8 protein-coding genes and 2 pseudogenes are annotated in these 13165 nt (G+C 61.8%); 5 read left to right on the forward strand and 5 right to left on the reverse strand.

Annotated features, from left to right (window positions below):
* Positions 1 to 1670: 1670 nt before the first annotated feature.
* The 4 genes and pseudogenes from ACWTU8_RS30290 to ACWTU8_RS30305 all read left to right on the forward strand — a co-directional run.
* Positions 1671 to 3029 carry a M16 family metallopeptidase gene (locus ACWTU8_RS30290; protein ID WP_455851026.1) on the forward strand — a complete coding sequence of 453 codons (1359 nt, stop codon included), beginning with the start codon at positions 1671 to 1673 and terminating at the stop codon, positions 3027 to 3029.
* A gap of 146 nt (positions 3030 to 3175) precedes the next feature.
* Positions 3176 to 4402: a M16 family metallopeptidase gene (locus ACWTU8_RS30295; protein ID WP_455851027.1), complete on the forward strand. Its 1227-nt coding sequence runs from the start codon at positions 3176 to 3178 to the stop codon at positions 4400 to 4402.
* Between the two features lie 209 nt (positions 4403 to 4611).
* Positions 4612 to 4860 carry a DUF6074 family protein gene (locus tag ACWTU8_RS30300; protein WP_455851028.1) on the forward strand — a complete coding sequence of 83 codons (249 nt, stop codon included), beginning with the start codon at positions 4612 to 4614 and terminating at the stop codon, positions 4858 to 4860.
* Between the two features lie 215 nt (positions 4861 to 5075).
* A pseudogene (locus tag ACWTU8_RS30305) lies at positions 5076 to 5207 on the forward strand (IS630 family transposase); the annotation flags it as partial.
* Positions 5208 to 5962: 755 nt separating this feature from the next.
* On the opposite strand, the gene ACWTU8_RS30310 reads toward ACWTU8_RS30305, so the two are convergent.
* Positions 5963 to 7303 (reverse strand): sigma-54-dependent transcriptional regulator, encoded by a 1341-nt coding sequence (locus tag ACWTU8_RS30310; RefSeq protein ID WP_455851029.1) that lies wholly within the window; start codon positions 7301 to 7303, stop codon positions 5963 to 5965.
* Positions 7304 to 7309: 6 nt separating this feature from the next.
* Positions 7310 to 9168, reverse strand: a pseudogene (locus tag ACWTU8_RS30315) (sensor histidine kinase).
* Positions 9169 to 9401: 233 nt separating this feature from the next.
* On the opposite strand from ACWTU8_RS30315, the gene ACWTU8_RS30320 reads away from it, so the two are divergent.
* Positions 9402 to 10793: a dicarboxylate/amino acid:cation symporter gene (locus ACWTU8_RS30320; protein WP_051505803.1), complete on the forward strand. Its 1392-nt coding sequence runs from the start codon at positions 9402 to 9404 to the stop codon at positions 10791 to 10793.
* A 244-nt stretch (positions 10794 to 11037) separates the two neighbouring features.
* Here ACWTU8_RS30320 and ACWTU8_RS30325 read toward each other — a convergent pair whose 3' ends face one another.
* From ACWTU8_RS30325 to ACWTU8_RS30335, 3 genes are read right to left on the reverse strand one after another with little or no spacing between them, the layout of a single operon-like run.
* Positions 11038 to 11799, reverse strand: coding sequence for a hydroxymethylpyrimidine/phosphomethylpyrimidine kinase (locus tag ACWTU8_RS30325; protein ID WP_027155672.1), 762 nt, complete (start codon positions 11797 to 11799; stop codon positions 11038 to 11040).
* Positions 11790 to 12395: a thiamine phosphate synthase gene (locus tag ACWTU8_RS30330; RefSeq protein WP_455851030.1), complete on the reverse strand. Its 606-nt coding sequence runs from the start codon at positions 12393 to 12395 to the stop codon at positions 11790 to 11792. The genes ACWTU8_RS30325 and ACWTU8_RS30330 overlap by 10 nt, the downstream gene beginning before the upstream one ends.
* A complete protein-coding gene (locus tag ACWTU8_RS30335; protein WP_455851031.1) occupies positions 12392 to 13165 on the reverse strand; it encodes a thiazole synthase in 774 nt (257 codons plus the stop codon). Before ACWTU8_RS30335 ends, ACWTU8_RS30330 begins: the two co-directional genes overlap by 4 nt.

The raw sequence follows: 13165 nt of genomic DNA on the forward strand, positions 1-13165 counted from the left end.
CATGGGTTTTCGCCTACTGGGGGATCCTACAAGTCCTCATTGTCAGCAGATTCAGTCGACGTGGACGCCGTCGGCGCCAAGCTCGCCACGCGGTCGACAGCATGGCCCTTGACGTGCTGACAACCCGCGGCCGCCGTCGCGGGTGGCGGCCAAGCGTCAGTCTCTGCTGCATTTCGTGGGACAGGCGCCGTGGTCGGACGCGGCCTTGCTGGCGCGGGTTCGCGACTGGGCCCTTGGACCGATCCGGGCGTGGATGGGCAACCATGCCGGAAGCTGAAGACCTCAGAAATGCCGGCGCTTGCCGCTCTTATACAAGCTGCAAGCCGCTGTGCTGCCTCGCCCGGACACGCCTCGCAACCATTCAGGCCCAATGAAACCGCAGGCCGCTTCCTCATCGAAGCGTAGCAGCGGGATCTACCAGCTATTGTCCGCGCGCAAATCGACGACATCGCTCCGCGCAAAGCTCGAAAGAAGGGCCGTTTACTGCGTATCCGCCAGCCCAGCCGAGTAAGAACACCAGAAAGCTGCTATTCGCTCGTCAATCAGGAGTTAAACTAAGGCAGGTGCTGACCAACCGCGGCATCCAGAATTGAGGCACTTACTAGGCCGTACTGGAACGGCCAGGCACAGCCGCGTGATTCAACGAAAAGGCCTCCCTCAACTCGGTCAGTCTTGATGATGGCGCGTGGTTGAATTTCGCAGACGATGACATCGAAGCGACGTGGCTTAGGTCGGCGTTGACGAAGGTGCTTGCGAGAGCGCCCTCAACAGCGCAGAAGCAAGCGAGCAGCGTCGCAGTGGTCATCGATATTCCCCGGTAAGGTCGGGTTGCTGACACCAGCCTGATTTGAAGGAACCACCGACGACCGACCACATGATGAACCAGCGCACGCTCGAGGAACAGGCCCCGACGCTAAAATTCGAGCTTGGATAACGGCACTGCTACGGCCGCCCTTCGTTCGGCCCAAGCGGCTTCGGTCAATTGCCGAATGGGTGGGCGGTCATTCATCTATTCGAGCGGGGAATGCTCGATGCTGCATTCTTCCACGGCGAGTCGCCTGGCGGCCGGTTCCCCTTCCTGGCCAGCCACGCTCTAGACTTCTGTGCTCGTTGCGGTCCTAGCCTGCCTGTCGAGGACAGCGTTCCGCGCCGACCACCCTAGTCTCCAGGCCTTCGCCAGCTTCCACTCAATTCCAACACTCTCAGTGCTCGGCCAGTTCGAGGCGCATCCTATCCGCTTGCGCGGCAGCACGCTCAATCGTGGCTCGCACGAGCAATGTGTGTCCCTAACCTACCACACGTTCGGCGCTGTCCAATGTCCAACAATATCGGACGCGCAACGTAGCAGAGCCAAATCTATCACATTGCCTTTGAACGGTTTTCTCATTTGGCATGGTACATGCGCGGTCATCCGCAGACACGTCAGGGACAAGGAGAAGACGTTCCATGATCACCTCCCCGAAAGCCACCGCCGCCGCGGGTCTCCCGATCCGCCAAGGATGACGCTCGAGTGAGGCCTGGCGACATGAAGACGATTGCTCCGGCGCGGCGCTGCCCGCGATCCACCTACCCCCAGAGAGGGAGGGAGGTACCCAACGTCCTCAAACCGAGGACCAACTCACTTTGCCCAGAACCTTGCCCTCGCCCCACCACTACAACCGGAGCCATTGATGAAAGTTCTGTCTGACGGGCTGCGCAGAATGCCTGCTGCGACCACCCTGGTGACCAGCGCTCCGGCTCTGGCCGTCACGGGCGGCCGCAAGGTGACGAATTTCCTGCTCGACAACGGCATGGAGGTGGTCGTCATCCCCAATCACCGTGCGCCGATCGTCACCCATATGGGGTGGTATAAGATCGGCAGCGCCGACGAGCCGCCGGGCAAATCTGGCCTTGCCCATTTCTTCGAGCATCTGATGTTCAAGGCGGCGACAACCAACCATGCGGCCGGCGAGCTTGGCCGCGCCGTCTTGGCCATCGGCGGCTCGATCAATGCCTTCACCTCTTACGACTTCACCGCCTACCATGAAATGGTAGCGCCTTCGGCGTTGGAACAGATGATGAGCTTCGAGGCCGATCGCATGGTCAACCTCATCCTCACCGACGATGATATCAAGACCGAGCGCGACGTGATCATGGAGGAGCGCCGTTTGCGCATCGACAACAATCCGCACACGATGCTGGAAGAGCAGGTTGACGCGACCCTCTGGCAGAACCAGCCTTACCGCATCCCGATCATCGGCCGGATGCAAGAGATCGAGAAGCTGACCTGGAACGACGCTAACGCCTTCTACGACAAATATTACAGGCCCAACAACGCCGTGCTGGTGGTGGCCGGCGATGTCGATCCGGAGACGGTGAAGGAGCTGGCCGAGAAGACCTATGGCAAGCTCGCGCCGGGTCCTGATTTACCCCCGCGCACCCGCCCGGTCGAACCGGAGCAGAACACCAGGCGCACGGTGACGCTTAGCGACGCACGCGTTTCGGTGCTCAGCTTTTCCACCCATTGGGTGGTGCCGTCCTATCGGACGGCCGAGCCCGGTGAGGCCGAGGCGCTGGAGCTCCTGGCCGAAATTCTCGGCGGCGGCAATCGCAGCCGGCTCTATCAGCAGTTGGTGAAAGGGGGCATTGCCGCCAAGGCCGGCGCTTATTTCCAGGGCGCCATGCTGGATGCCACCAGGCTCACCATCTACGGCTCGCCGCGCGGCGATGCCAAGCTCGCCGATCTGGAGGCGGCGGCCCATGCAGTGATCGCCCGCATCGTCAAGGACGGTGTGACCGATGACGAGCTGGAAAAGGCCAAGAACCGCTGTGTCCGCTCGCGGATCTTCGCCCGCAGCAAGCAGTACCATGTGGCCAATTTGTTTGGCTCCACGCTCGCCACCGGCGGCACCGTGCAGGACGTCGAGGAATGGCCCGACCGCATCCGCAAGGTCACCGCCGATCAGGTGAAGGCGGTCGCCGCCCGATATCTCGCGTTCGACCATTCGACCACCGGCTATCTCTTGCCCAAGACGGAGAATTTGATGTGATGACGAACCAACGCTGTGGCGTCTTCGCACAGGCGCGCTCTCCTTGGAGAAGGGAGGGCAGCGCGCCTCGCCACGCCGCCGGCGACCCTTCTCCTCGCGATTTCGTTCCTCATCCTGCCGGCGCTAAACGCCTGAACATCCAGGACGTGAAATCTGAAAAAGACATCGACGCCTGGCTGGTGGAGGACCACACGACGCCGATCACTGCCATTAACTTCGTCTTCGACGGCGGCACCACGCAGGACCCGGCCGGCAAGGAGGGGCTCGCCAATCTGATGAGCGCCCTGTTGGCCGAGGGCGCCGGCGATCTCGACAGCGATGCCTTCCAGGTGAAACTAGACGATGCCGGCGCCGAGATGAGCTTTAAGGCGCAGCGCGACGGCATTCATGGCGCGATGCGCATGCTGTCCGAGCAGCAGAACGCCGCTTTCGATTTGCTTTGGCTCGCCGTCAACAGGCCGCGCTTCGACCGGGAGCCGATCGACCGCATCCGCGCCCAGATCCTTTCCGGCATCATCGCCAATGAGCGCGACCCCGAGGCGATCGCCGAGCGCAAATGGCTGCGCGCGATCTACGGCACACATCCCTATTCGAGGCCGGCCGAGGGCGCTAAAGAGAGCCTCGCTGGCATCACACCAGCCGATCTCAGCTCCTTCCACAAGGCCACTTTTGCCCGCGACGGCCTGCATGTCGCGGTGGTCGGCGACATCGATGCGAAGACGCTGCGTAAAAAGCTCGACCAGCTGTTCGGCGATTTGCCTCATAACCAGTCGCGCGCCCCCGTCGCCGATGTCGATCCGAAGCTCGGCCAACAGTTGGCGGTCGACTACGATCTGCCGCAGACGTTGCTGCGGTTGGCTTATCCCGGGGTGAAGCGCAGCGCGCCAGATTTCTACGCCGCGGAGCTGCTGAACGAAATCCTCGGCGGCTCGCCCGTCACGTCGCGCCTGTGGCAGGAGGTGCGCGAGCGCGGCTTGACCTATGGCGCCTATTCCAGCTTGGTCGACCACCAGCATTCCAACGCGCTGCAGGTTATGACGGCGACGCGTTCGGACAGGGCGGCCGGGACGCTGAACCTGGTGCGCAAGGTGGTGAAGAAGATAGCGGAAGAAGGTCCGACCGAGGCCGAGCTCGAGGCGAGCAAGAAATGTTTGATCGGCGCCTATGCCATCCGCAAACTGGGCTCCTCCATCACGATTGCAGCCACGCTCATCGAGTGGCAGCTCGACAAGCTCGGCATCGATTACATCCAGCGCCGCGCTGCCCTCATCGATCAGGTGACGCTCGACCAGGTCAAGGCAGCGGCCAAGAAGCTGCTTTCGGGCGAGCCCGCCATTATGGTTGTCGGCCCGCCGGTAGGAGGGAACGGATAAGCCCCAGGACCCCATATTCGGGACCCTTTCGCGGGGAGCGAAATTCCGGTTCGGTGGGCTAATGAGGCCCCGCGGAGCGGTTTCAGCGGCCCTGCGATGCGTCAGCCGGTTTAGGCGAGCGTTTCCCCGGATGTCCAAAAAAGGCGCTGTTAACGAAATTTTTTAACCCGCGACGGGTTATTCGCGAGACTGAAGGCAATAGGTGGTCGATGGGTGAATCAAACATAAGCGCGTTTCCGCTGCATCGTCGGCGAAAATTGGTCGAATCTATCGCCCGGGTCCTGGAATCCAAGAACGGGGAGGACGCAAATGCCTTCTGGCGCAGCACCGTCAAGACAATACTCGTCCAACTGTCCGAATCAGGAGTTGCGCCGGGGCTCGCCGAACAGGAAGTTAGAATGCTTCTCCGTGCTGTCTTAGGCGATATAGTCACCCGGTCTTCGAGATTCGCACAATAGCATCGGCGTACGAGGAATGGTTGTCGCGTGAAGAACCCCCGGGGCTTCGTTAAGGGTAGCATCACTGCATCCGCCAATTGTACGGTTTCTCAATGCGGATGAAACGATCGCCGCTTCGTCGATGCGCGCCTAATGTGCTCTCGGGCTAGTCATTTGGAACTGAAGTTTCATTTTCATTATAGGGTTGTGCTCGTGACTGAAGAAGGAGCGAGTCGATGGCCAATGCGACTGGACGTCCGATTTCGCCGCTGGTGTTGAGTGCGGATGAGCGGGCCTATCTTGAGCGTCAGCTTCGCCGGCGTCGTGTGGCGCGGTCGATGGCTGAACGATGCCGGATCGTTCTGCGGTGATCGACGACGTGAAGCTCTGGCCGGTCGTCTTGTCGAAGACGTGGATCTGCGTGTGCCCGTTGTCACGCGCAAAGTGACGCAGCTGCGCCTGAGTTACATAATGGTGCTTTTTAGGGGACTTGGTGGTTTCGACATAGCGACAAGATAAGATGCACTCATATGGCGAACAAGATGGTCGCTGTCGGATCCTGAACGCGGGTTCGGAGAACGACTTCAACACGATCAGCGAGGATGGCGGACGGCTCGATTGCGAGGCAATGTTCGACAAGGTCGATGCTGAACACGACCGGCGGTCAGAAATCAGGAAGCGCGCCGAGCCGGCAGGCTCAACTAGGCCCGACATAGATGTGCTGGTCCATCTCGGCAGGATGGGGAAGGCCCTCCGCCACGGCGACACATGCCCGAGGGATTGAACATGGTGGTGCATGGTCCACGCGACCATTGCCTGCTGCATCTCGAAGAGATCGACGCGGACGGCGAAGGGATTACCGCGCGGACCAGCAGCGATCCAAGGCCGAAGATGCGGTCCGGGAGGAGACTCTTAGCTTGCGTTATGAAGATATGATTCGGCCGCCACCGCGCAGCAGAGAACAGGTCGCGCTTCGTCCTCTCCGGACGTTTCTTTAGGAGGACCGACAACCGAGTTCAATTCCACAACGAGAGAAGAAGAATGAATTTCGGGCCTGTCTGTAGCACCTGCGGCCTGCCTTTCGAGCGCGTCGAGCTTTTCCACCGAGTTTGAAGATTGCCGACTACTTGGAAAAATCGCCCCTTACGATGCCGTGGCGCTGCAACTTGTCGTAAAAGGTCTTCCGCGGAATGCCCAACGCCTCGACCGTACGCCTGACATCGCCGCCGTTGCGGCCCAGCGTCTCGCGGATGATGTCGGCCTCATAGCGCTCCAGGCGCTCGGGCAGCGGCCGAGCCGCATCAGAGGGTAGTGTCTGCATTTCTTGTGCCAGCCCGAGCACGAAACGTTCGGCAAAATGCGCCAATTCGCGCACATTGCCCGGCCAGTCATGCTCGTGCAGATAGCGGTGCAACGACGCCGGTCCGGCAGGCACCGGGCGGCGGAAGCGGGCCGCGGCACGCTCTGCGAAGTAGCCGAACAGAAGAGCAATATCGTCGCGGCGCTCGCGTAGCGGTGGAAGGGAGACGGTCACCACGTTGAGCCGGTAATAGAGATCCTCCCGGAAATTGCCGCGCTGGCGCGGGTCGCCGAGATCGACCTTGGCGGCGGCGACAACGCGCAGATCCACTGGCCTTACGTCATTGGTACCGAGCGGCATGACCTCGCGCATTTCCAGCACACGCAACATCCGCACTTGTGTCGACGCCGGCATGCTTTCGATCTCGTCGAGGAACAGCGTGCCGCCGCTTGAATGCTCGACGCGACCGATCCGCTTCTTCTGCGCGCCGGTGAAAGCGCCTGCCTCATGGCCGAACAACTCGCTTTCGATCACCGTCTCCGGCAACGTCCCGCAATTCAGCGCGACGAAATTGCCCTTGGCGCGGCGGCTCCAGCGGTGCAGCAACCCGGCCACCACCTCCTTGCCGGAGCCGGTCTCCCCGGTCACCAGCACGTCGACGTCGGTGTCTGCGATTTGCCGTAGGGTGCGGCGCAGCCTTTCCATCGCCGGCGTCTGGCCGATCAGCGGCAAGCTGTCCTGCGCCAGCTCGCCCGCCTCGCGCAGGGCCCGGTTCTCCATGGTCAGGCGGCGTTTTTCCGCTGCCCGCCGCACACTCTGGGTCAGTCCATCAGCGGCGAACGGCTTGGTGATGAAGTCGTAGACGCCATCCTTGATCGCCTTGACTGCCATTGGGACGCCTCCGTGACCGGTGATGAGGATGACGGGGATGTCCGGATCGAGCCGCAGGATGCGGTCGAAAAGCTGTAAGCCATCGATCTCTGGCATGCGGATGTCGGACACAACCACACCGGCAAAATCGGAATCGATGCCGGCCAGGGCCTTTGATGCCATTGAAAACGCCGACACCGCGAATCCGGCAAGTTCGAGCGTCTGCGCGGTGGCTTTCAGGAGGTCACGGTCGTCATCGATCAGGACGACCAGTGCTGCGCTCTGGTGTGTCATGCTCGCCTACGCTGCCTTCAAAAGATGAACGGTGAAGCATGTGCCGCTGTCGCCACTCGCGACCTCGATGCGGCCGCCATAGTCGGCGACGATGTCCTTCGAGATCACCAAGCCGAGGCCCAGGCCGGTTTCCTTCGACGTGTTGAACGGCGTGAACAGCGACTTCAGGATCGCCGGCGGAATGCCGGGCCCGTTGTCCAATACGCTGAGCGCCACGCCATCAGTCGTTTCCTCCACCGAAACCTCCACCCTAGCGTGGTCGCAGCCGTCAAGCGCTTCCAGCGCATTCTGAAACAGATTGATTAGCACCTGTTCGAGCCGGACCCGGTTTCCCATGACCTTGAACGGAGCGGGCGCCGGCTCGACGACAAGCGCGTCGAGCCGGCCGCCAAAACGGCTTCTTAGCAGCACTACTGCACTCTCAATGACGCCGCGCAATTCCACCGGGCCAGCGGCGGCGCGGCCCTTGCGGGCGAAGGCCTTCAAGTCCTCGGTGATCGAGCCGATGCGTTCCGTCAGCGCGGCTATGGCGCCGAGGTTCTCCTCGACCGGAGCGGTCTGTTTGCGCTCCAGGAAGGTCCGGGCATTGTCGGCATAGGCCCGGATGGTAGCAACCGGTTGGTTGATCTCATGCGCTACGCCGGCCGCGACCTGGCCAAGGATGGCCAGTCGATTTGCCTGGACCAGTTCCTGCTGCACCACCTGGAGTTTCGCTTCCGTACTGCGGTGACCGATGATCTCTGACTGCAGCCGATCGCGGGCGCGGCTTAGATCCTGGGTGCGTTCGGCGACACGGCGTTCGAGCTCGGAGCGCGCCGCCTGTTCGGTCGCGATCCGCATTTGCGCCGATTGCCGGCGCCAGAGCAGATACGCAGCCAGGCCGAGGAGCGGAAGCACGATCCCAAGCGCGAGAAGCCGCATGCCACGAACAGCGGCAGCGATCGGCACTTCCGCAGGGACGAGATAGTCGAGCCGCCAGGGTGTGGTGGGGACCGGCCTCGAGAGGCGCAGATATTCCGCGTCGTTGCTGCCTGGCGTGATGACATGGACAATCGATACCTCCTGGCTCAATGTCTCGGGTCGCGTGATCGGCAAGGGCATAAGCGGCGCATCTCCGACCTGCTCGCTGTCGCGGATCGCGGCAACGTTGGGCACGGCAAGGGCTGCTGTCGTCATGAAGCGCCAGGATGGAATGCTGGTGACCGGCACGACACCATGTTCGTCGCTGACATAGGTCGGCCGATTCGCCTCGCGCCAGTTCGCCTCGAGCTGGTCGAATTCCATCTTGACGACGACGACGCCGAGAGGTGCTGAGGCGCTGCCGACACGCCGAGAATGTAAAGACCGGCACGCTTGCTGACATTGCCGAGCGCGAAATATTCGGCTGTTCCGGTTTGCATCGCCCTGGAGAAATAGGCGCGAAAGCCGTAGTCGCTGCCCACGAAGCTGTTCGGCTCGCGCCAGTTGCTAGACGCGGCCGCTATTCCATCGGTGCCAGCAACGTAGAGCACCGATGCCTTGGTGCCGGAGACAAGGCTTTCAAGCTTGCGGTTCAGCACATCGATCGCGACGGCATCGCGCCGTGCCAGAGCATCGTGCACCTGCTGGTCCTCCGATAACAGCAGCGGCAGTGCGCGTGGATTTTCCAAAACAGCGGTAAGCAGCGCCACTTTCAGGTTCGCATCTGTGCGCGCGTGCGCCGCCAGCGCTTTGAGTTCAATGTCCCGAGCGTAGAGGCCGGAGCTATGGAGCGCCGAGGCAATGATCGCGACCCCTATTGCCACGAACCCAAACCAGGCTCGGACCGCACGCCTGCCGAGTTGCTCGGGCGTCGAAGGCAGGTCGGAGGCGGGGCGCTGCAGCATCGTTCATTTGTGCATGATTTCGCACAACGGGCAATCATATTTGTGCGGGCAACCGCACTTTTTGCCCAGAGGCAAGCGGCGTGAATTGATGATTACGCGCTAAAGATCAGGACTTATCGACAACAGGCTGCGTCTGGCACGCCAGTTGCGAACTCAGATTCAGCAGCCGCGAGGCTGTTGAAGCTTAGTCCCGGGAGGTCGGGTCTCCCGATCGGGGCGCAACGGAGGATATCATGCAGACAACGATCGCTGCCGCCGAGCCGCGCGGCAAGGTTCCCTTCTATCGGCATCTCTATGTGCAGGTCCTGGTGGCGATCGCCGCCGGGGTGCTGCTTGGACATTTCTATCCGGAGACAGGTGCCGCGATGAAGCCGTTCGGCGACGCCTTCATCAAACTGGTGAAGATGATCATCGCGCCGGTGATCTTCCTGACGGTGGCGACCGGCATTGCCGGCGTATCCGACCTGCAGAAAGTCGGCCGTGTCGCCGGTAAAGCGATGATCTATTTCCTGGTGTTCTCGACGCTGGCGCTGGTTATCGGCCTCATCGTCTCGAACGTTGTCCAGCCCGGCGCCGGCATGCACATCAATCCGGCCACACTCGACGCATCGAAGGTGATGACCTTTACCGAAAAGGCGCATGACACCACCATCGTCGGCTTTCTGATGAACATCATTCCCGATACGATCACCGGCGCCTTCGTGCAGGGCGATGTATTGCAGGTGCTGTTCTTTTCGGTGCTGTTCGGCATTGCGATGGGGCTGGTCGGCGACAGCGGCCGTGCCGTCGTCGATTTCCTGCAGGCACTGACCGCGCCGATTTTCCGTCTTGTCGCCATCCTCATGAAGGCCGCACCCATAGGCGCCTTTGGCGCCATGGCCTTCACCATCGGCAAATACGGCATCGGCTCGATGGCCAATCTCGCCATGCTGATCGGCACGTTCTATGCGACCTCGCTGCTATTCGTACTAGTGGTGCTCGGCGCGGTCGCCCGCTACAACGGCTTCTCGATCCTGGCGCTGATCCGCTACATCAAGGAAGAGTTGCTCCTGGTTCTCGGCACCTCGTCTTCAGAGGCGGCGCTCCCCGGCCTCATGGTCAAGATGGAGCGCGCCGGCTGCAAGCGCTCGGTCGTCGGCCTGGTCATCCCGACCGGCTATTCCTTCAACCTCGACGGCACCAACATCTACATGACGCTGGCGGCATTGTTCATCGCACAGGCGACCGACACGCCGCTCACTCTCGGGGATCAGATCCTGCTTTTGCTCGTCGCCATGCTCAGCTCCAAGGGTGCCGCCGGCATCACCGGCGCTGGCTTCATCACGCTGGCGGCGACGCTGTCGGTCGTGCCCTCCGTGCCGGTTGCCGGCATGGCGCTGATCCTCGGCGTCGACCGCTTCATGTCGGAGTGCCGGGCGCTGACCAACCTCGTCGGCAATGCGGTAGCGACGATTGTGGTGGCGCGCTGGGAAAAGGAGCTCGACCAGGCGAAGCTCGCCGCCGCTATGGCCGGTGAATTGCCAGACGAGGCAGACCTGTCGCTGCAAGTCGAGGATGTCTCCATCTCGCCCAAGCATCGACCACGGTGCTGGGGCAACGAGATGTATGAAAGCAAACCTCATTGAGACGGTTCAGCCCGGGCCGGTTTTGCTCCGGGCCGGGCTTGTCACCCACTCGCCGCCATCGCAACGCGGGGCGGCGGAACTGCTGGCCGTAATCCCCCGGCGATCTTTGCACCTCATCGCCCCGAGGAGGGGACCTGTGACGTCGAGGAATGACGCTCAGTTTGCCAATCACTATAAAATCGCGTCGGCCGGCGCCGGGAGCCAAGCACAATCTCTTGGATGGAAGCTCGGATGGCTTGTAGGATCATCCGGCAGAATTCTCTTTAAGCCTCTTGAGCACAAATCGCTTGCTTTCGAGAACGCTCTCTTCAAGCGACCTCGCATTCGCCAGATGCGCGGCGATGGCGCTGGCCAGCATGCAGCCGGTCCCGCGCATTGTTCCAGCAAGACGGGGTGTGTCGAAGCGAATGGGTTCCTGATTGTAGGTCAACAGGATATCGGTGGATCGCGGTCCGGTCGCATGGCCACCTTTGAGCAACAGCGCCTGCGGCCCGCACGCGAGCAATCTTTTTCCCTGCCGGAGCGTGTCATCATCGTCCGCTGCCAGTTCCGCACCGACAAGGACCGCCAGTTCGATGAGGTTTGGAGTTACGAGATGGCAAAGCGGCATGAGATCACGCTTCATGACGCCGATCGCATTCGCCTCCAGGAGCGGCCTGCCCGAAGAGGAAGCCAGCACCGGGTCGAGTACTGCCGGTATCCGTGGATATTCGCTGAGCACGGCCGCAACCGCAACAATGACCCGCGCGGTTGAGAGCATGCCGATCTTGATGGCCAACACCTTGTTGGCCCGCAGTGCTGCGCGCATCTGGTCGGCGACAAGGCCGGGCTGCAGATGATGGATTGCGATGACCGCATCGTGTCTCTGCACCGTCACCGCAGTGACGGCAAGGCAGGTGCGCACACCGATGGCAGAGATCGTCTCGATGTCGCGTGCAACGCCGGCACCTCCGCTGGAGTCCGATCCACCGACGACAAGCACATGTGGCTCTTGTCTCAGCGCCACCGGTTGGTCTTCTCGATCCATTCTTGCGTGCGCGCCTCGGGATCGGCATTCAGGCTGATGTCGGTAACCACAGCCGCGCTGTCGGCGCCAGCCTCAAAGACACCGTCGAGCCGGTCAGGGCTGAGCCCGCCGATGGCAACCAGCGGGATCGGCGCAACCCTGTCTTTCCACGCGCTGATCCGTTCGAGCCCTTGCGGCGCCCATTTCATCTTCTTGAGGCTAGTCGGATAAATGGGCCCCAGCGCCACGTAGTCCGGCTCGGCCGCGAGCGCCGTTTCCAGTTCGGCGTGATCGTGGGTCGAAAGCCCGAGCTTCAATCCGGCGTATTTAATCGCCAGCAGATCGGCCGCAGCCAGATCCTCTTGACCGAGGTGGACGAAGTCGCAGCCTTCCTCAATGGCGAGCCGCCAATAGTCGTTGATGATCAGTTGACAACCATGGACCGTGCAGACGTCGATCGCGCGGCGGATTTCCATCTGCAGCGTGGGCTCGTCCCTGTCCTTGATGCGCAACTGCACCAGCTTAACGCCAAGCGGGACCAGCCGTTCGATCCAGGCAGCGCTGTCGACGATCAGGTAGAAGGGGTCGAGCTTCATGAAAAAACCGCCCTGCCAAATGTCGGTGTCGACGGTATGGCGACATCGCGCGGTTCGAGCATTCCCGAGCAGAAAGCTTCACGGCCGGCATCGACCGCCTTGCCGAACGCGCGCGCCATGCCGATCGGATCGGCTGCCTTGGCAACCGCCGTATTCAGGAGCACGGCGTCGAAGCCGAGTTCCATGACGGTCGCCGCGTGTGATGGTCGTCCAAGCCCCGCATCGACGATCAGCGGGACGCCGGGAAAATGTCCGCGCATCGAGCGCAGCCCCGGGATGTTGACCGGGCCGAGCGCGGAACCGATCGGCGCGCACCATGGCATTAAGACCTTGCAGCCCGCGTCCAGCAGCCGTTCCGCAACGACAAGATCGTCGGTGGTGTAGGGGAGGACCGCAAAACCGTCTTCGCACAGGATTCGGGCGGCTTCGACCAGGCCAAACACGTCCGGCTGGAGGGTATCATGGTTGCCGATCACTTCGAGCTTGATCCAGTCTGTGCCGAAGACTTCGCGCGCCATTTTCGCGGTCGTGACCGCCTCCTTGACGGAATGGCAGCCGGCAGTGTTGGGTAGGACGTGGACGCCGAGCGAGCGGATCAACGACCAGAACTTCTCGCCAGCCTTGCCGCCTGCCATTTCACGCCGCAAGGAGACGGTCACCACCGACGTCCCGGACGCCCTGACAGCATCGGCAAGGATGGCTGGTGAAGGATATTGGGCGGTGCCGAGAAGCAGGCGTGAGAGAAGCGTCGTTCCAAAAAGATCGAACAT

It is taken from the genome of Mesorhizobium sp. BHbdii, assembly GCF_053848045.1.